The 19402-nt window shown below is 35.3% G+C and carries 19 protein-coding genes and 2 pseudogenes; 17 read left to right on the top strand and 4 right to left on the bottom strand.

Translation table 11 applies throughout. The annotated features are described in order from the left end of the window. The first annotated feature begins 18 nt into the window (after window positions 1-18). From MKY78_RS04670 to MKY78_RS04645, 6 genes are all read left to right on the top strand, one after another. Entirely contained in the window at window positions 19-837 is an 819-nt protein-coding gene (locus tag MKY78_RS04670; RefSeq protein ID WP_339216613.1) for a lantibiotic dehydratase C-terminal domain-containing protein, read from the top strand. Next, window positions 824-1543 carry a nitroreductase family protein gene (locus MKY78_RS04665; protein WP_339216612.1) on the top strand — a complete coding sequence of 240 codons (720 nt, stop codon included), beginning with the start codon at window positions 824-826 and terminating at the stop codon, window positions 1541-1543. Before MKY78_RS04670 ends, MKY78_RS04665 begins: the two co-directional genes overlap by 14 nt. 5 nt (window positions 1544-1548) lie before the next feature. Further along, window positions 1549-2391, top strand: a complete 843-nt coding sequence (locus MKY78_RS04660; RefSeq protein WP_339216610.1) for a hypothetical protein — start codon at window positions 1549-1551, stop codon at window positions 2389-2391. A 92-nt stretch (window positions 2392-2483) separates the two neighbouring features. Next, window positions 2484-3392, top strand: coding sequence for an ABC transporter ATP-binding protein (locus MKY78_RS04655; protein ID WP_339216609.1), 909 nt, complete (start codon window positions 2484-2486; stop codon window positions 3390-3392). Continuing rightward, on the top strand, window positions 3385-4143 hold the full coding sequence (locus tag MKY78_RS04650; RefSeq protein ID WP_339216607.1) for an ABC transporter permease: 759 nt from the start codon (window positions 3385-3387) through the stop codon (window positions 4141-4143). Before MKY78_RS04655 ends, MKY78_RS04650 begins: the two co-directional genes overlap by 8 nt. Window positions 4144-4190: 47 nt before the next feature. Then, window positions 4191-4937 (top strand): class I SAM-dependent methyltransferase, encoded by a 747-nt coding sequence (locus MKY78_RS04645; protein ID WP_339216605.1) that lies wholly within the window; start codon window positions 4191-4193, stop codon window positions 4935-4937. A 946-nt stretch (window positions 4938-5883) separates the two neighbouring features. Here the strand turns inward: MKY78_RS04645 and MKY78_RS04640 are convergent. After that, window positions 5884-6165: pseudogene (locus tag MKY78_RS04640) on the bottom strand (ATP-binding protein); the annotation flags it as partial. A gap of 47 nt (window positions 6166-6212) precedes the next feature. Between MKY78_RS04640 and MKY78_RS04635 the strand changes: the two are divergent. The 8 genes and pseudogenes from MKY78_RS04635 (at window position 6213) to MKY78_RS04600 (ending at window position 12538) form a co-directional block, all read left to right on the top strand. Further along, the gene (locus tag MKY78_RS04635; protein ID WP_339216603.1) at window positions 6213-6410 is read left to right on the top strand and encodes a hypothetical protein; all 198 of its coding nucleotides are present in this window, start codon (window positions 6213-6215) and stop codon (window positions 6408-6410) included. Between the two features lie 49 nt (window positions 6411-6459). Continuing rightward, window positions 6460-8009 (top strand): annotated as a pseudogene (istA, locus tag MKY78_RS04630) (IS21 family transposase). Further along, a complete protein-coding gene (gene istB, locus MKY78_RS04625; protein ID WP_339216601.1) occupies window positions 8006-8761 on the top strand; it encodes an IS21-like element helper ATPase IstB in 756 nt (251 codons plus the stop codon). Before istA ends, istB begins: the two are co-directional and overlap by 4 nt. 1 nt (window position 8762) lies before the next feature. Continuing rightward, a complete protein-coding gene (locus tag MKY78_RS04620; RefSeq protein WP_339216599.1) occupies window positions 8763-9080 on the top strand; it encodes a hypothetical protein in 318 nt (105 codons plus the stop codon). A 112-nt stretch (window positions 9081-9192) separates the two neighbouring features. Then, the gene (locus MKY78_RS04615) at window positions 9193-9972 is read left to right on the top strand and encodes an ABC transporter permease (RefSeq protein ID WP_339216597.1); all 780 of its coding nucleotides are present in this window, start codon (window positions 9193-9195) and stop codon (window positions 9970-9972) included. A 280-nt stretch (window positions 9973-10252) separates the two neighbouring features. Further along, on the top strand, window positions 10253-10477 hold the full coding sequence (locus MKY78_RS04610; RefSeq protein ID WP_186871021.1) for a hypothetical protein: 225 nt from the start codon (window positions 10253-10255) through the stop codon (window positions 10475-10477). 12 nt (window positions 10478-10489) lie between these two features. Further along, window positions 10490-11926, top strand: coding sequence for a sodium/solute symporter (locus MKY78_RS04605; protein WP_339216595.1), 1437 nt, complete (start codon window positions 10490-10492; stop codon window positions 11924-11926). Window positions 11927-11944: 18 nt separating this feature from the next. Continuing rightward, entirely contained in the window at window positions 11945-12538 is a 594-nt protein-coding gene (locus tag MKY78_RS04600) for a hypothetical protein (RefSeq protein WP_339216593.1), read from the top strand. A 57-nt stretch (window positions 12539-12595) separates the two neighbouring features. Here the strand turns inward: MKY78_RS04600 and MKY78_RS04595 are convergent, their stop codons facing one another. Beyond that, on the bottom strand, window positions 12596-13291 hold the full coding sequence (locus MKY78_RS04595; protein ID WP_339216591.1) for an LrgB family protein: 696 nt from the start codon (window positions 13289-13291) through the stop codon (window positions 12596-12598). Beyond that, entirely contained in the window at window positions 13261-13665 is a 405-nt protein-coding gene (locus MKY78_RS04590) for a CidA/LrgA family holin-like protein (protein WP_339216589.1), read from the bottom strand. The genes MKY78_RS04595 and MKY78_RS04590 overlap by 31 nt, the downstream gene beginning before the upstream one ends. A 171-nt stretch (window positions 13666-13836) precedes the next feature. Between MKY78_RS04590 and MKY78_RS04585 the strand changes: the two genes are divergently transcribed. Beyond that, complete coding sequence (locus tag MKY78_RS04585; RefSeq protein ID WP_339217830.1) at window positions 13837-14277, top strand: MarR family transcriptional regulator; 441 nt, start codon at window positions 13837-13839, stop codon at window positions 14275-14277. Between the two features lie 936 nt (window positions 14278-15213). Further along, the gene (locus tag MKY78_RS04580) at window positions 15214-17310 is read left to right on the top strand and encodes a hypothetical protein (protein WP_339216587.1); all 2097 of its coding nucleotides are present in this window, start codon (window positions 15214-15216) and stop codon (window positions 17308-17310) included. Window positions 17311-17363: 53 nt separating this feature from the next. Here the strand turns inward: MKY78_RS04580 and MKY78_RS04575 are convergent, their stop codons facing one another. Further along, complete coding sequence (locus tag MKY78_RS04575; RefSeq protein ID WP_211741976.1) at window positions 17364-17912, bottom strand: NAD(P)H-dependent oxidoreductase; 549 nt, start codon at window positions 17910-17912, stop codon at window positions 17364-17366. 284 nt (window positions 17913-18196) lie between these two features. Here MKY78_RS04575 and MKY78_RS04570 point away from each other — a divergent pair, with 284 nt between their 5' ends. Next, entirely contained in the window at window positions 18197-18958 is a 762-nt protein-coding gene (locus MKY78_RS04570) for an SDR family NAD(P)-dependent oxidoreductase (RefSeq protein ID WP_186871033.1), read from the top strand. The last annotated feature ends 444 nt before the right edge of the window (window positions 18959-19402 follow it).

The raw sequence follows: 19402 nt of genomic DNA, 5'->3' as shown, positions 1-19402 counted from the left end.
AAAAAAAGGAGTGGCAGGATGTGGTATTCCTTACATGGATTTATCCATGATTTTAAAGCGATTGATAATTACTTAAAGTCAGATTTTCAACATGTCATACAAGACGATATGGAGACATACTTTTTTATTAGGTATTGGTTAGGTGGCCCTCATGTAAGATTACGATTTAAATGTAAGGAAGAGGATTATCAAAAAATTAGAGTGCGCTTCGAAGAATCTATCACCACTTTTCTAAAGAAAAACATAGTGGATTTAATTGATTATGAACATTTCTACCAGAATACTATGTTAGAAAATGAAAATATTACTCATACCTACTGGTGCGAGCATGGTTCTGTAGTAGAGTTTAAATATGAGCCAGAATATGCACGGTACGGTGGCCAAGAAGCAATAAGGTATTCTGAAAATGTATTCTACGAAAGTAGCGTTTTGGCTAACCAACTAAACAAAATAGCATTTGGTAAAAGGATTATTGTAGGTCTGGATTTAATATACTTAACTTTTCAGCTTGCTAAAGAAAAAGATAATATTTATAGAACATATTCAGATATTTGGAGGGACTATAATGCTGATGGAGAAATAATCCATAAGTATGAACAGATATTGAAGTGGAGAATAGGTCACCTCCAGCAATCTACTATAGAACATTATGCAATATATAATAATTACTTAAATAGTATTAAACATAATGGTATTCATCACGATATTTCAGTACTTATCTCACATGTTCATATGACAAATAATCGACTTGGGATTTTTCCAGCCATCGAATATAATTTAGCGTCATTGATTGCTAATAATATAGGGGTAGAGGGTGAGATATTTGAAAAGCAATGATCTGCTTTGGGATTTGACTGGTAATAGAAGTACATTAAGGAAACTATATCATAATAATGCCATGATGTCGGAACACTATCACTCTAACAGAATAAAACCGGTAACGGATCCACGAGAGTGGGAAATACTTGATGCAATTCCTATGGAAGAACCTGAGGCAGAGACGAACTTTGAAAAACTGTTAATGTCACGGCGAACTATAAGAGAAGTCAGTGGAAAGAAGGTTGACAATAACTTTATCTCTAGACTACTAAGGTTTAGTGTTGGGATTACTGGTAGTACCGAAAAGGGCTATCAATTATTTAGCTATCCTTCTCCAGGAGCTACTTATGCTACAACTGTATTTTTATCAATCAACCTAGAAAAGTACAATTATGTATATCGTTATAACGCCTACGACCATTCTTTAGAGAAATATTTAGAAGATCCTGACTATCATATTGCAGAAATAATTTATGATAAGAAATTGGCTGCATTTCCGATAAAATTATTTTTTGCTAGCGACTATCAATTAATTGAGAAAATGTACGGAGAAATTGCTTACCGATTACTGTGTTTAGAAATGGGGCATATGGCTCAAAATATTTTACTTTATAGCCAGGAGCGGGGATATCACTCTGCGTGTATTGGAGGTTATAATGAGTTGCAGTTTAAAGAGATGATTGGGGAACAATACGATTTACATTATGTTGTCGTTGTGGGGTGAATTAGTTGTATTTAGTCTTAAAAGCAGAATACACCGTTATCAATGAAGAAGAATTTATTATTTCCCATTTATTCGAGGAGCTACATCGTTCCATAAAAGTTAGTAGTAAAATAGATAAAGAGCTATTAGTTCAGAAATTATTGTATGGATTCAGTATGCCTAAGGATAAGAAGGCGTTATCCCAAGAAGAAAAACTAATGATAATGCTAAGTAAACAATTAGAGGAACTAATATTCTTAACAGAGGATGAATCTGATTATAGAAGAGAGGTAAATATTCGAGGTGTTTTACTAGCTGCTAAGAAGAGTGGGGTTGAACATTCTATTATTAAAGATTATTATGATACGTTTCATGATCAAAAAGTCTATACCTTAGACGATAATCAGGAACTTATCACCTATTTTAAAAGAGAGGGATTATCTCAAATTATCCCAACCTCTAGAGAAAACATTGCCTCTATTCATCGAGGGAGCATTCTCTTAATTAATGAAAAGAATTTGCCATATGTTCAAAGTGTAAAAGACAATAAATATTTAGTTTACTCACTTGATAAATTAAGGTTAGGTCCTCTTCTAGTTCCAGGTACTACGATATGTTTAAAGTGCTATTACAACAATTATACTTTAATAAATAATGTGGAAAATGGTTATCCTATATATTATCGAAACTTTATATTAAATTTTCTTGTGAACACGGTATATTTTTGTTTAAATGACTTACATAAATCTTTAGGAACAGATGTAGGTCTCCCTATAAGGAAATGTTATCAACTAGCAAATCCCCAATTATCAGTTTCTGTAATGAATATCTATAAAACTAGTGATTGTAGTCTATGTTTCCAATTATAAGATATTCAGATTCTTTGAAGATAAATGTAAAAATTCTAAGATAAACTGTTGCATTAGTTGTGACAAATAATCTAACAGAAGGAGTTTTTTATATGATAAATATACAGAATCTATCAAAAAGCTATGGTAGGAAACAGGTCCTAAAAGATACTAGTTTCACTGTTAATAATGGAGAAATTTTTGCAATCCTTGGCCATAATGGTGCAGGAAAAACGACCCTTATTAAATGTATCATGAAGCTGATCCCTTATAGTGGAGAAATTGATTATGAGTTCCCAGAGAAGGATATTTACAAGAATATTAGCTTGCAAATGCAATCGTCAGTTTATGAAGAAGGGGCAAAGGTTTACGAAATATGTAATCTATATAAGCAACTTCAAAAAAGTGACATTGACATAGATGAATTACTGGATGAATTTGATTTGTTATCCTTTAAAAAGAGTAATATAAATAACCTTTCTGGTGGTGAAAAGCAAAAGTTATCAATATTACTCACTCTTATTAACAAGCCCAAAGTAATAATCTTTGATGAAATTACAACTGGTTTAGATATAGTAGCGAGAAGAAAAGTTTGGGGTTTAATTAAAAAGGTTAATCAAGAGTATAACACAACTATTATCTTAACAAGTCATTTCTTAGATGAAGTAGAGTACTTAGCAAATCGGATTGTTATCTTGGAAAAGGGTGAAGTGACTTTAAAAGGTAGTGTTGGGGAAATAGTACAACAAACATTTGGAAATAAGAAAAAAATTAGTTTTGTAGTACCTAATTTAGTTCCAAATGTAAAGGATGGTCTTTTAGAACAAGAATTAGGAATTGTAACAAGAGATGGTAATCGATTTATGATTGAATACGATGCAGAACAGGAAGCGGAAATCCTAGAAAAGATTAAGGAAAGTAATGGAACAGATATCTATATTAAGAACTATTCATTTGAAGATGCATTCTTGAAAAATTTAGGATATGTCATTAACGAGAAAGGTGAAATTACACATGAATAAGATGATAGTTTTTTCAAAATATCAGACGAAATTATTGTTGAGAAATTATAAGACGACGGCGATCGGTTTTTTAATGCCAGTGTTAATGTTTGTTATTTTTAGTAATGTATTTTCAGATATAGATATTACAGGAACACAATTTACAATAGTAGATTATTTATTGCCTGCGTTCATTCCTATCATTATTATCAATGCAGTTATTGTCATTTACGGACAATATTTAGCTTTATATGAAGAACAAGGAAACCTATTAAAATATAGGCTTTTAGGCTTAAACCATGTTACGATTTCATTTGGAATATTTCTAGCAACTCTCATCTTTCAAATCATAGCCATACTGCTACTAGTCATCACTGCTATGATTATATCCGATGTTCCTATACCTTTTGATAATGTTTTATCGGTTATTATAGTGCTAACTGTGATCAACTTATTTCAGTATGCAATTGTTTATCTTGTTTCAGCAATAACAACTAAAAGTGCAACATATCAATCGATTGCTTTAATATTATTTAACTTTCAAATGTTTTTAGGGGGATTAACATTTCCACCTGAAATGTTTCCAAAATTTTTACATACATTAGTCGAATTTATTAATCCTATCTATTATGGCTTAATTGCGATGAGGGGTGTTTGGACGGAAAAGGCAAGTGTATTTTCTTATTACCAAGAATTAGGGTTATTATTAATTTTAACTACTGTATTCATTGTTTTTGCCACTATTATCAAGAGAAGAAAGGCTTTAATTTGATTCCTTTTACTATTGGTGGGTAATAAATTATAAGGGGGGTACGTATTATGAATTACGGAAAGAGTTTTGCAGATGTATATAGTAAACATTTGATTCATTTTTCTGTTCAAGTAGCTCCACGAATATATAAATATATTTCTACTAAAAGCAATAAAAAGGAAGTTTTGGATTTATGTTGTGGAACTGGACAATTAGCATATTATTTTTTAACAAAAAATTTTAAGGTTACAGGTATTGATATTTCTAACGATATGCTTTACCATGCCAAAGAGCTGAGCAAACAATTTATTGAAATAGGTAAAGCAGAATTTTATAATGATGATGCAAGATATTTTTCGTTAAATAAAAAATTTCCTAATATTGTATCAACCTATGATGCGTTAAACCATTTAGAAGATGAACAGAGCCTTATACAGTGCTTTCAACAAGTATATGAACATTTAGAAGATGATGGAATATTCATTTTTGATCTCAATACGAAACTTGGTCTATCTAAAGGGGGAACATTTATTAGGGAAGAAGAGACACTATTTAGTGTCGCCCAAAGTATGTTCGAACCTTTAAGGAAAAAAGCATTTACAAGGTATTATGGATTCGTCAAGAATGACGATTCACCTGACTATTATAAATATGATGAAGTGATATATAATACAATCTTCAAAATGGAAGATGTTAGGGAATATCTTTATAATGCCGGTTTTGGTTCAGTTGAATTTGCGCATTTAAATAATTTATTTAAGATTGTTGAAGAACCAGAGAGCGAAGAAAGAGTATTTATTATAGCTACCAAATAATAGATTAACCGTCAATTATACAATACCTTAAAAATCCTTTACTTGAGGTGAATGTCTAGCATGAAAAAATATATAAGGAATGCTATAGTCGCTTCTTTAATAGTAGTCATAATAACGAGCTTGTTTAGTTATTGGTATCGTGGGCATATTTATTGGTTAGATTTAATAAATTCTGCCATAGGGACATTCATAATCTGGGCATTTTTGTTTCCACTTGTTTATAAATTAACTGACAGTTGTCGGAAAGAATAAATGCAAAGATAGCTTTAATTACTTTTTATGAGTAAAAAAGGAAGAAAATATAGACTTGATTACTACATTTACATAGCAGGGTATCTACACTTCACGCTCCGGGACTTGCATTATGAGGGGGAGTCGGATAGTGGGGTTGGAAGATGTTGATGAGGTTGGCTAGGATTTTGTGGTAATAACCGTGGGTGCTATATGTATAAGCTCTATATGGTATAACATTACCGTAGAACAGCACCTTCTATTTCAACATTTATTTGCTTGAATGAGATGTGGCTGAACATAATCTCAACGGGTAAGAGGATGACATTGAGATAATAAAGATACAACTTCAATAAACGAGGTTCTATATTGCTAAAAGAGGCTACCCATTGTGGGTAGCTTTTTTATTAGTATTGAATGAACATTTTGTTTAACTTCATTGATAAAGTATGCAGGGTATTCCTCGTAATCTAATGATCTAGAGCGAATTTGGTAGAGTTCATCATCAGTCAAATATAAGGTTACATTTAGAATAATACCGAATAAACTGTATCCGTCAAATAAATCCCAATTTATTGGTAATAATAGGAATTTTAGTAAAGTATAGCTTGTATAGCCCTATCTTACAATACGCTCCGGGTTCTTAAATATATAATAAATAATCTCGCCTGTGAAAGGTTGTAACCGTCAAGTAGAATTTAACAGTTTTTGATAATTAATTTTTAACACTTTGCTCATCAAAAATCGTTCTTCGATTTTTCATACGATAGCTATCTTCATTTAATTTAATGATTTCTGCTCTTGATGCAATACGATCTAAAATCGCTGCTGTTATAGCTGGATCACCAATCAATTCTCCCCATTCTTTTGGGGATTTGTTTGACGTTAGAATAATAGATGATTGATTGTATAGGTCATTTATTAGGTGAAAGAATAGATTAGCTTCTTGTTGTGTCATCGCCATAAACATTAAATCATCAATTATGACAAGGTTGCTGTATAGACTATTATATTAATCAGTCTACAGCAACTTTAACCAAACAAATGATGGAGAAAATAGCAGGTAATATAACAGGGCAAGTAAATCAGCAGGTACAACAAGCAATAAAAATTCAAATAGCAGACCACGTACTGATTACGGCCAATGAAATGTACCAACCTCGCCATGTTTTTTACCACCGAATGACAAAAAATGTACCACCAAATGACAAGCGTTTACCACTAATACCTTTGTATAATTAATGAGCACACCTATGGGTGTGACATTAGTTATATAGGGGGTATTTTTTTTATGATCCATTATCGAAAGATTTTGGAACTTTATGATGAGGGAATCAGCCTAAGGGGTATTGCAGCAAGTACAGGCCACTCTCGACAAAAGGTAACAGAAGTCATTCGTCTTGCCGAAAAGAAGGGCTTGGTTTGCCCATTAGATGAGGTAATGACGGATCGATGGATGGAGGAATTCCTTTTTCCAGAGAAGACTTTGGAGGCTTCAGGACGGCAGCCACTGAACTTCGATTATATTCACGAAGAGTTAGCAAAGCCAAATGTGACGCTTTCACTACTCCATCATGAGTATGAAGCTGAGTGCCGCGCGAACAATAAGATTCCGTACTCATATCGTAGTTTTTTGCGTCATTACAGCAAGTATGCCGATAAGTTCAAAGCCACATTGCGCATTCGAAGAAAACCAGGGGAGATCATGGAAGTCGATTGGGCAGGAACTACTGCTTTCATCACCGATCGAGATACTGGAGAGAAAATAAAGGCGTATATTTTCGTTGCGACACTGCCGTGCAGTCAGTTATCGTATGCGGAAGCAACCTTATCAATGGATTTGCATTCATGGAGTACTGCCCATAACAATGCGTATAAGTATTTTGGTGGTGTAACACAAATTATCGTGCCGGACAATCTTAAAACGGGTGTGACAAAACATACCTCACGTGAATTAGTCTTAAATCCTACCTATAAGGAAATGGCAGATTACTACAATACTGTGGTTATGCCTGCGCGGGTTCGTACCCCGAAAGATAAGGCAAGTGTTGAAGGCTCTGTTGGCGCTATCTCTACTTGGATTATTGCAGCGCTAAGAAATAATCAATGTTTCAGTGTCGATGAATTGAACGAAGAAGTATGGAGGAAATTAGATGAATTCAACCAACGTCCCTTTACTCGCAAAAAGGGAAGTCGTTGGTCAGCATTTAAAGAAGAGGAGAAATTTGCGCTTTCCCCTCTTCCTGCTTCGCCGTATAAAATGTCTGAATGGAAGACAGCGAAAGTACGTCCAGACTATCACATCTCTGTTGAAAGTATGTTTTATTCAGTTCCATATGAATATATCAATCGCCAAGTAGAAGTGAAGCTTTCTGATAACTTAGTAGAAATCTTTTTCAATCATATGCGGATAGCTTCTCATAAACGATTATATGGGAAGTTTGGTCAGATATCTACTATTCGTGATCATATGCCTGATAATCACAAGTTATTCGTAGATCAAACTCCAGAAGCTGTGATTGAATGGGCTGAAAGTATCGGACCATCAACCTTGAACGTTGTTCAATACATTCTAGATACTTCGCAAACAGAAAAACTAGCTTTACAGTCTATATTTTCGTTAAAAAATCTGAACGTCGTTACACAAAATATGAAATTGAACGTGCATGTAAAATGATTATTTCTATGACGAAAAGACCGACGGTCAAAAGTATACAAACAATTTTAAAGAACAATAAAAAGAATGACGCTGAGCAAGAACTAAAACGCAAAACAGAAATTAGTAAAAATAACTATGGCTTCACACGTGGAGCTTCTTATTATGGGGGAACGAACAAATGATGAATGAACAAACCTTAACAAAGTTACACGAAATGAAATTGAGCGGTATGGCTGAAGCATATAGGGAACAAGCATTAAACAAAGATTTTCAAAAGATGAGTTTTGAAGATCGCCTTTCTTTACTCGTTGATTTAGAATATTCCCGTCGCAAAAGTAATAAACTTCAACGGTTAATAAAGACAGCTACATTCTTAAACTCAAATGCGTCTATAGAAGATATAGAATATCATGAGGATCGAAGATTAGATAAGGAGTTGATTTTGAAACTGGCTAGCGGGAGCTATATCCACGATAGTCACAATATTATATTAAAAGGTCCAACTGGTTCAGGCAAATCATATCTAGCTAGTGCATTTGGAGTAGCTGCTTGTCGTCAATTTTATAAAGTAAAATACATTCGCTTACCAGAATTACTAGATGAACTATCACTCGCAAAATTAGCTGCAGACGGCAGTTACCGGAAATGTATTAAAAAATATACGAAAGTTGATCTACTCATACTTGATGAATGGTTATTGACGGATTTATCAACCGATGAAGCAGCAATTCTACTAGAAATCACCGAAGCGCGTCATAAAATAGCTTCAACTATATTCTGTTCCCAAATTGATCCTAGTGGATGGCACTTAAAATTAGGAAATGAAACAATTGCGGAGGCTATTTTAGACCGTATTATCCACGACTCCTATCAAATACTAATTGACGGAGAAGTTTCTATGCGCGAGCGTCATGGATTGGGCGTGGAAGTATAATATGACAATATTAGAAACTATAATTCTACTTCAAGAACATAAAATAAATTGTGATCGATACACAGTTGAAAAATGGATTGAAGAAGGTAAATTAATGGCCACCGTAATCAATGATGAGTATGAAATAAATTTATCAGAGGTTGTGGATTTCTTATATAATCTAAGTTTAGTAGGAACAGCTGATGAGAAAGGTATTGATGATAAAACTAAGATTGAAAGACTAAGAACCCTAGTTGAAAGACTGGAAGTAGAGAATGACAAATTAAGGTGGGAAAAAACACTTTTGGAATTTGAATTAGGCATTAGTCCTTTTAATTAAAATCCCAATAATTAAGCCACTATCTGCGGGTAGTGGCTTTCATTTAGCCAAATAGTGATATCAATTTAATGGTACATGTGTTGGCGATTAGTGGTAAATTAGTTGGAAAACGTTGGTAAAAACAATGTCACTGGTGGTAAAATCCCATGGCCGTAATCACGTACCTCAAATGCTAGCAGAGCAGTCAGAAAATAAACATGTGGTAGAACAAGTTACAAGTCAATTAATTGATATACTGCAAAGCAGTAGTAATCCTAGTATTCATGAAAATGTTATCAAAATCAATGATAAAGAAGGATTTGCTCCAACGATGGTACCGTTGTTAATTGTATTAGCTTCCTATATTGGTGCTATGCTGGTTAGCCAACATCTACAATTATCAGAAGGAAAATTAACGACCATGCATAGTAAATCATCCCTTTTTATAGGAAGACAAATAATTAATGTACTTGTAGCAATTGGTGTATCACTATTAACCGTTTGCTTAATGTATTTGTTTCACATTGATATCAATCAAAACTTCTTCGTTCTATGGGGCTTTCAAGCACTGTTAATGTTTAGCTTTTTAACCTTATCTCAAGTTTTCGTCATGTTATTTGGGAATATCGGTATGATTTTCAATATTGCCTTAACCGCATCACAATTAGTTAGTTCAGGAGCTATTGTCCCACGTGAATTATTGTCTTCTTTTTATCAGGGACTTGGTGATTTACTTCCAGCGACATATGGGGTTAATAGCTATTTCAGTCTAATTTATGGTGGAGGTAATGTATTGTTAGATATGAAGTATTTAAGTATCATTATTGCTTCTCTTCTGGTTGTAACAATTTTCGGAAAAATAATCCAACATTTATGGAAGAGATTACAGCCAATTAGAACGACTGAGAGTTAATAATTGAAAAGTTGAGATATGTTTGCACTTTATATCCAATAGTTTAACCCTATAGTTTTATTAATAGGATGTTTTCTTCTTTGCTATTAATGAGAAATACACTAATAAATGGTTCGAATCATTGATTTTGATGATTAGAGCCATTTTTACTTTCTAATTAGAACCTAACGTCAAGACTTAAAAGCAACTCCCCACATAATCTCTCCGAATAATCCACTATCTTTTCACATACTCATGTAGATAAGACAAGTTTTGCAATTCGAAAACAGGAGGTGTACAAATGGCATCTAACTCTAAATTTAAAGACCCAGGGTTTATCTTAACGATAGTATTAGTTCTCTATGCAGGCTTTGTATTCATCTGGTGGCCGACAGACATTTATGTTGCTGGGATTTCTTTGGTTGGATGGTTGATGTTTATCGGTTTATTCTTCTGGTTTTTATTAGCGATTATTTATTGTCTTTGGATTGAAAAGCGAGAGAGGGAGAAAAATAGATTAGGATAGGAGGGGATAGTGATGCGAACTACAGAAGCTATTATTCTTTTTATTTATTTAATTGTTATTACTGTGATTGGTATTTACTTTTACCGAAGAGCACGGCGATCGGAAAGTGATTATTTTACTGCTGGACAAAGTATCAATACTTTTGTTGGTGCATTTGCTATTTTTGCTGCAGTAGCTAGCTCTAGTTCTTTGATGGGGGCAGTTGGATCTGGGGTTGCTTTAGGAGTACCTTACTTTTTTACGTATGCATTTGGTGTTATTGCAATTATGCCATTTGCTATGTTTTTAATTTCAGGACAAATTCGCCGTTCTGGTGCGAAAACGATGCCAGACTTCTTTAACCAACGATATGGAAAATCGGTCCAAATTGTTTCTGCTATTATTGTTGTAATTGGAATGACGTTTTATATGGTACCACAGTTAACAGCATCTGGTCTTATCGGCTCCTATGTACTCGGAATAGATTATACAACGGCCGTTATCGTACTAGGGTTAGGCTTTACTATATATGCAGCATTAGGTGGGATGTGGGCTATTACCTATACAGATCTCCTACAAGGTGCGATTATGCTAATCGGGATAGTCGTTCTTGCTGGGTTTATTTTAGTTGATCATAGTGGTCTTAGTTCCTTAATTAGTGATGCTCTTGCAGTGAGCCCGACATTTGGAGATATTACACAGCCTTGGATGTCCTATTTCGGTTTATTTATTGCATTTCTATGGTTTGGCATCATTTCACCATCTGTCGTCATGCGTAATTTTGCTTCTCGTGATGCCAGAACTGCTCGGCGTTCTGCTATGTGGGCGTGTTTATTATATTTAACATTATTTATATCAGGATTCATGGTGACATCTGCTGGGGCAAGTTTAGGAATTATTGAATCTCTAGATAGAAGTGATATGATTTTTGTTTCTGTTGTGGAACATTATTTGCCGCCGATTTTGGGTGGAATTATGCTGGCAGGGCTTATGGCAGCGATTATGTCCTCTGCGGACGCCATGCTATTAGCTATATCCGCAGGGATAGCACATGATATATACAAAGGACATATTAATAAACAGGCATCAGAACGATTTGTCACGGGATTAGGGCTTGTCGTTATGATTATTGCGAGCGTTGTCGGTGTCATTATCGCAATTGATCCACCAGGGTTGATTGCTATCATGGTTGGTTGGGTCGGCGGATTCTTATTATCCTCTTTCGGATTCCCACTAGTACTAGGACTTTGGTGGAAACGGGCAAATACAACAGGGGCTCTCGTCGGGATGGTAGGAGGAGCACTCACCTTCTTGATTCTTATTATTGGACAATGGCTCCCTACCAATGCAGAACCAATAATTGGTGCGCCTGTCTCATTATTTTTAACCGTTATCGTTAGCTTAATGACGAAACCACCAGCTAAGGACATACAAGACCGAGTGGATTACTATCATGGTCATTTAAACTAATGAAGAGGGTGATGAATCATGCATGCAATAGAAAACAAAAGAAGATCCATCCAACGAATTGGAACGGAAAATAGGATAAGTGAAGTCGAACTTTACCAATATATTTATAAAAGTCTTGGACTAGGCCATAAATTCAATAAGTCTATTACGATCAAACATTTAATCGACTCTACTACAGAAAAGAAATTGATCTATCATCCCTTTTACATTGCGAAAACCATTGTCATTGCAGAACGCCCACCATTTCCTCCGAGAAGAACACCGAATCTTATTTTTGTAGATGGGGTTTCAGGTTATCGAGGGGTGTTTTCTAAGGTACCACCATTAACAAGGGAAGAGGTGGAACCGGATTACCTAGTACCTGTTCGGATTCCAGATGAACATAGTGCAGTAAACTATGTAAGGGATGTACAGCAGAAACAAATAAATCGTTCTTATGTATTAAAGAAGCCAAAACATGAAATCAGAGAAATCACCTTAAATTACTTGCCGTTATGGAAAGTAGCAGTGAAAAGTGAGCTAGTTAAGGAGATATTTTATATAAATGCTAATACGGGTGAGTCGGAGAAATATATGAGCAGAAGATGGCGAGAAGGTAAGGATTTGTTATAGGAAAAGGGACATGGGGAAGAAGCGTATCCCATGTCCTTTATCATGTTATAAATTCTGTTAAAAAATATGAAATGCCCACGCTACAATTGGACCAAATATAGTGCCAAATACAGCATTCAATGTCATAGAAACAGAACTCATAGAACCAGCTAATTCCCCATACTCAAATGTTTTTGCAGTACCTAAGGCATGGGAGGAGCTACCGAAAGCAATTCCCTTTCCAAGGTAACTGTCGATACGACTCCATTTCAGAATATGAGGTCCCAAAATGACACCTGATAGACCAGCAATCATGACGAACACAGCAGTCATGGAAGGTATCCCGCCTAGTCCAGATGAGATTTGTATTGCAACGGGGGTAGTGATGGACTTCGGCAGAATAGACAAAATTAAGTCTTCCCCAATGCCAAAAGCTTGAGCAAATAATAATCCACTTACCATTCCAAATATCATTCCAGTGAATACACCAGTAACGATGGGAAGAATATTTTCAATAAGTACTTTTCGATTTTTGTAGAGTGGATACGCTAGTGCTACAACACCAGGGCCAAGTAAAGCATTAATCCATTTTCCACCAATCATGTACTCCTCATAGGAAATATGAGAAAGTGTTAATAGTACTACTAATACTATTGTAGTCGTAAGAACTGGAAGAAACACAGGATAAGGTAAATACTTGTATATCGTTAACATAGCAAAATAAATCCCTACCGTTAGGAGGACTATACTGATTGCGATAAGTGTTTGTTGCATTTTTTTCGCTTCTTTCGTGATGTTGATTTCTTCTCGATGAGCTGACTCGTATATCCAGCAGCAATCATCGTTACGATCGTACTCATGATAATTATGAAAAATAGAATTCCACCATCTATAGAGAATAATGATGGATATTTTATTATACCGACCATAGCGGGAATAAATAATAAAGGTAGTAAAGCAAGTAAAAGACCTGCCCCATCAGCTATAAAGCTAGCAGGCATAAGCTTACAAGATAAGCAAATTAATAATAGAATTAGACCGATAATACTGCCTGGTATTGGTAAATTCAGTACGTTGTGTAGTACATCGCCAACAAATGAAAACATAAATAAAATAGCTATTTGTAAAATAACCCGTATTCCTTTCATAAAAAATAAGTTGTCCTTATATTTGGAACAACTTGCCCACCTTCTTTATCTTTAGTATGGATAAAAATATATATTTTTCTTTAATTACTTGTATAATACAACTACATAATTGTATTATACAAGTAATTGGGTTTTTGTCAATGGATTAAGAAAGGAAATATAGGGGGGAAGCTGGTGCAAAAAGGAACTAATAGAGCAATCGAGCGGATAGAATATGAGATTACAACCTTTATTCGTCATGCTGTTTACAAGGAAAAAACAGACAAGAAAATAGGATTTCTAGATAGATCGATATATTTGTTACTGCGGAATTTAGAAGAGTCTGGACCAGCAAGATTAAAAACATTGGCTGAACGTTTTAAGTTAGATATATCAACACTTTCTAGACAAGCATCAACTGCCGAAGCAAAAGGGTTCATTTCCCGTTCTAAAGATTCATCAGATGGGAGAGGAAGTGTATTCCAAATTACCCCACTCGGTAGAGAAAATTTACTCGCTGACAAAAAAGGAAGAATAGAACGATTCCAAAATATGCTACAAGAATGGTCCGTAGATGAACAGGAATTGTTTGCTGATCTATTAAGCAGCCTTAATGATTCCTTTATTGAATAGTCTTATATGAACCCGCTTTTAAATCATGCGTACGTTAAATGGCACGGAAAAAGAAGGACATTTCCGTGCCATTTTTGTAGAATGTATGAACATTTGGGAGTAGTTTAGGAAGGGGGAATATGCACCAAGTGAAGCGTACATGTGCCCAAATCTGGATTAGATAAGCCCAAGTAAAGTGGATATGCATCCAAACCTGGATCAGATGCGCCCAAGTAAAGTGGACATGCGCCCAAAATTGAGAAAGATGATCGCAAGAAAAGTGAACATGCACCCAAAATTGAGAAAGATGATCCCAAGAAAAGTGAACATGCACCCAAAATTGAGAAAGATGATCCCAAGCTAAGTGAACATGCGCCCAAATCTGGATAAGATGCACCAAGTGAAGCGTACATGCACCCAAACCTGGAAAAGAGGATCCAGAGTAAAGTGAGCATGAGCCCGAAATTGAGAAAGATGAGCCCAAGAAAAGTGAACATGCGCCCAAATCTGGATCAGATGCGCCCGAGCAAAGTGAACATGCGCCCAAATCTGGATTAGATAAGCCCAAGAAAAGTGAACATGCACCCAAACCAGAGCAAGATGATCCCAAGCTCAGCGCACATGAGCCCAAACCCTAGAAAGATGCGCCCGCACCAATTGAACATGACCCCACACCAAGCGAGCATGCACCCAACCCCCAAAAAAGCACCCAACCCAAATCTGAGCCTTCACCATTTAAGCCACCCCACTAGAAATCCCCTTCCCAGTTCACTCAAACTTAAAGTTTGGAAAAAATTATCATTCCCCTTCACCCCATAAACAAGTGTAATAATACGAATATAGTAACGGTGAGCTTTATATAGTAGTAATGTGTGAAGATTTTTTGTAACCGAAAATGATTTCTATAAAGGTATAAACACCGTAACGATAAAATTAATTACAATGTGGGGGATTAACGTGACAACAGAGAATCAACTAATTAATAAATCCTATTATGAAAATATAGTGGATCAGAATAATAAGGAGCATCCAATTAAAGTGTTGGGTGATATGTACATGGAGGAGATGAAGAAAGAACGTCCAGAACTATCCTCCATTCGATATGCTCAAGGAGAAGTGTATTTTTTAAATAATGATTTTGAAGCGGCTATTTATAAATGGCAACATCCTTTAGATGAAAAATTTATTCCATGGGCACAGAAAAATATAGCGGATGCTCATTTTGAAATGGGTTTATGGGATCATGCAGAAAAATTTTACAAGGAAGTAGAAACCGAGTCGATAGACTTGAAGACGGAGGTACTACTCCAGCTTTTTTCACTTTACATACAACAAGGGGAACAACAAAAAGCAGTTGATGCAATTAAGAACGCTGTTACATTAAATCCGGATTATCCAAGTGTGACGGAAATTGCACAGACGTACTTTGAGGATATTAAGGATTGGGATCATGCAGTTGAATTGGCAGTAAAGGAGGCAATCCGAACAAAGTCACTTTCCTGGATCACGATATTAGAAGAGTATGTAGGGAGAGGACTTACTACCCATTATGGCCCAAACTATTTTAACGAGGTATTAGTCACCGTATTAGATATGGACAAATACCGATTTGAAAGCCTTACTGAAATATTGTGGGACAGCTATCGACAAAGTGAATTCTATCTTCATTGGCTAGAAGAAATTAACGAGCTTTTATTGAATAATAGTATCGAAGAATCGTATATGTGGAAGAAGCTTCCGAACCTATTTAAAGATGCTTACTTTGAATTAATCAGTGGAAGGTTTCTAATAAAAGAGATTTCTACATTAATTCAAAAGCATTTATCAAACTGGTTAGAAATATCATCTACATCTGATACATTAATCTCTTCATCGGCTGTTCTGGCTTGGAATGATATTTTTCCTTCCGACCTGCAAGCAACACTGATTAATGAAGCAGAATACTATTTTGCCAATTCTAACGTCAGTCAAAACAACCGGCAAGAGGGGATTAAACTATATGAGTCCATTAAGAAATGGGCAGAGAAAGAGGGCTTGTTAAATGATTTAGAAGTATTTATGGAGCCAATGTTAGAGGAGTACAACATCGATGTGGCAAGTCCATCCAAAATACGGAATATTATAAAGGCTGCGATAGAATTTCTGATTGAAAAACGTATAGAAGTCTTACAAGAAATTATCGATAAGATTCATTGGAACGAAGAGCTACTTACAAGACTTCATGATATACAAAGTCAGCTGCATGATATGGAAGTCGAAGAAGCAAGAGTTGTAACGGATTCATTCAGTCAATTAAAACAGGATGCAATACAACAAATCAAGAGAAAGCTGCCTGAAATAATTCGCAATTGTTCTGAACTAATAAAGGAAGATAGTGATTTTGGTAAGCTTCATGTGGACCTAAATAACGAAATGAATAAGCGGATTGCGAATTATATGGAAAGGACGGCTCTATATGATTTTAAACATGCAATTGCAAGCTGGATAAAAAATTCCGAAGAAGTATTCAATACTTATCAATTGAATTTAGATGATATGAGTGAAGGCTTTAATTACCAATATGGAGAGGAAAGGCTTAAATTAGAAGGTGATTTTAAAGTATTGGATGATTGGCAGAGGGACATGGAACGGATAACGAGGGGAATGCTTCATATTGAGAAAGTGAATATCTTGATGCGTAACAATCCGTCTCAATTATTGTTAAAGGGAGCAGGGAAACTGTTTGGTTCCATTTCAAAAGGTAATGATAAATTGTACAGCAAATATAGAAGCTATATTGAAAATGGGGATTACAGTGAAATAACCGAGAAAATCATCCAACCGTTTATCCAACAGGTAGAATTGTTTGAGGGCTCGATAGAATGGGATATTAGTAGATTTTTCGCAAATTCCCATGAGGTGATAAATAGTGTAAGTGAGGAACTACAAGGAGATATCGCCAAACATACGGATTCTCTAGAAATAATGAGAGAAAAACCGGAATTCTATCGTGATCCACTTACCCTATTTGATTTAAAGCTTCGTCAATATGAGTTAATGAATACGATAAGTTAATGGAAAATTGACCCAGAGTGAGAGCGCGAGCCCTGGGTCAATATGATATCGAATTATGTTTCTCTGTTATTAATGGCTTGTTGGAGAAATATCATTTCATCTGCAAGACTATGGAGTCGTTTAGAAACATTTGAATCATTTATTTCATTGGTTTCCATGTCAAAAGAATTGTTTGGGATGAACACATTTGCAGATGGGACTAATCCTTTTAAATAGCTAAGCACAGGCTTTAATTGATATTCCGGTACAAGAAAATGTTTATCTGACCATCCGGTTGCAATAATCCCAGTGACTTTATTTTTGAATCCATTCTCTGGTATGAAATCCAATAGGTTTTTCAATACACCTGAAATGGATGCTTGATAAATAGGGGTACCAAATAGAAGAAAATCAGCGGATAGAATTTTTTTTACAACTTTCCAAGTATCTTCGTTGTAATAGGAAAGTGGCTCTCCGCGGCATAACTCCACCTCGTATTCTCTTAAATCAATTAATTCAATCTCCAGTTGTGGATCTATGGAAGAAGCAGCTGTTAAAAAGGTAGACACTGCTTGTGACGTTTTTTCTCCGGCTAACGTTCCAGAAACTCCGACTAATTTCAATGTGTTTTTCCTCCTTCTATTCATATAGTCACTCTTTCTGCTTTAGTACTATACGCTTATAAAATCTAGCGTTAACTATCATTTAAATCCTATCCTATTCTAATAGAAATATCAAAACTACGTAAACAGACAAAGTAATATTACTTCGGGGCAGTAGAAAGTACAAAGGAAATTTTATTAAAGCAGGAACATAGTGTTTTATTGTGCGTATTTTTTGAAAATTACTTCCCCTTTCTATACGATATACTTGTAGGAATAAAATTTAACAAAGGAGAGGATTGTGTATGAACGGAAATACAGTCTTAATTACTGGTGGTGCAGGTGGTATTGGAAAAGAGACAGCGAAAGTATTTTTGGAGAATGGTGCGAATGTGGTTCTCGTAGATGTTAGTGAGGAAGCTTTAGAAAGCGCAAAGGAAAGTTTAAATCAACCGGATAAAACATTGGTCATTCAAGCTGATGTTACAAAGGAAGAAGACGTCATTCAATATGTTGAAAAGACGGTGGGAGCATTTGGAGCCATTGATGTATTCTTTAATAATGCAGCAATTTCTGGGCCTTCCATTCCGATTAAAGATCTTGATAAACAACAATTTGAAAGCGTTTTATCGATTAATGTAACAGGTGTGTTTTTAGGATTAAAACATGTTATAAAGCAAATGGAAAAGCAAGGATATGGGTCCATTATCAATACAGCATCAAATGCCGCTTACATAGGGGCTGCCGGCATGGCAGGATATATAGCCTCTAAGCATGCTGTTGCAGGATTGACTAAAACAGCCGCTCTTGAAGTAGCTTCTAGTGGTATTCGCGTGAATGCGGTAGCACCGGCTGCCATCGATACACAGATGTTATCCGGTATTCAAAAGAACATGAATCCGGACGATCCTGAAGGTGTTGGAGAAGCACTTAAGCAAGGTATCCCATTAGGTCGCTTTGGCACGCCAAGAGATGTAGCAGAAGTCGTGTTATTCTTGGCTTCTGATAAAGCTTCATTTGTAACAGGCTCATTATATAATGTTGATGGTGGAATGCAGGCGGATTAAGAGACTAGTTGGATGGCTATTCATTCCGTTTATGAACCCGTTGGAAACGCCTCATTATTACTACCGTAGTTAAACCGATAGCAAAATAATATCCTAAATAAAAGGTAATATTTACGAATAATGATAAAAATAACTTATTATAGAACGATTATCGACCCCCGAACGTTAAAGTGAAAACTAACTTTCGGGGGTTTTTTATGGCTAAGTGCAGTGAGGAATTTAAAATTAAGCTCATTACCAAGTGTTTATTATATAGACGTGTATCTAATATATATGACGAGGGTAACTGATTTTGAAAGGGATTTAACCAATGTTATTATTCCCGGACTTTTAGCAACAAATAAAAATAGGCCTTTTCTATTCTTTAGGAAAGATATAACTTATAGGGGATTTATACTAGATTAATAACGTATTAATTTGAAAAATATATCTTTGACTATCGTT

This window comes from Ornithinibacillus sp. FSL M8-0202, from assembly GCF_037975285.1.
GTDB lineage: Bacteria > Bacillota > Bacilli > Bacillales > Amphibacillaceae > Ornithinibacillus > Ornithinibacillus massiliensis.
Note: the sequence above shows the minus strand (reverse complement) of the source record. Positions and strands in the feature narration are given on the sequence as shown.

Bases quoted from the DNA above. Each gene is read 5' to 3' on its own strand.
- MKY78_RS04670 (WP_339216613.1), top strand. From the start codon at position 19: ATGTGGTATTCCTTACATGGATTTATCCATGATTTTAAAGCGATTGAT.
- MKY78_RS04655 (WP_339216609.1), top strand. From the start codon at position 2,484: ATGATAAATATACAGAATCTATCAAAAAGCTATGGTAGGAAACAGGTC.
- MKY78_RS04650 (WP_339216607.1), top strand. From the start codon at position 3,385: ATGAATAAGATGATAGTTTTTTCAAAATATCAGACGAAATTATTGTTG.
- MKY78_RS04645 (WP_339216605.1), top strand. From the start codon at position 4,191: ATGAATTACGGAAAGAGTTTTGCAGATGTATATAGTAAACATTTGATT.
- MKY78_RS04635 (WP_339216603.1), top strand. From the start codon at position 6,213: ATGATGGAGAAAATAGCAGGTAATATAACAGGGCAAGTAAATCAGCAG.
- istB (WP_339216601.1), top strand. From the start codon at position 8,006: ATGATGAATGAACAAACCTTAACAAAGTTACACGAAATGAAATTGAGC.
- MKY78_RS04620 (WP_339216599.1), top strand. From the start codon at position 8,763: ATGACAATATTAGAAACTATAATTCTACTTCAAGAACATAAAATAAAT.
- MKY78_RS04610 (WP_186871021.1), top strand. From the start codon at position 10,253: ATGGCATCTAACTCTAAATTTAAAGACCCAGGGTTTATCTTAACGATA.
- MKY78_RS04605 (WP_339216595.1), top strand. From the start codon at position 10,490: ATGCGAACTACAGAAGCTATTATTCTTTTTATTTATTTAATTGTTATT.
- MKY78_RS04600 (WP_339216593.1), top strand. From the start codon at position 11,945: ATGCATGCAATAGAAAACAAAAGAAGATCCATCCAACGAATTGGAACG.
- MKY78_RS04595 (WP_339216591.1), bottom strand. From the start codon at position 13,291: ATGCAACAAACACTTATCGCAATCAGTATAGTCCTCCTAACGGTAGGG.
- MKY78_RS04590 (WP_339216589.1), bottom strand. From the start codon at position 13,665: ATGAAAGGAATACGGGTTATTTTACAAATAGCTATTTTATTTATGTTT.
- MKY78_RS04570 (WP_186871033.1), top strand. From the start codon at position 18,197: ATGAACGGAAATACAGTCTTAATTACTGGTGGTGCAGGTGGTATTGGA.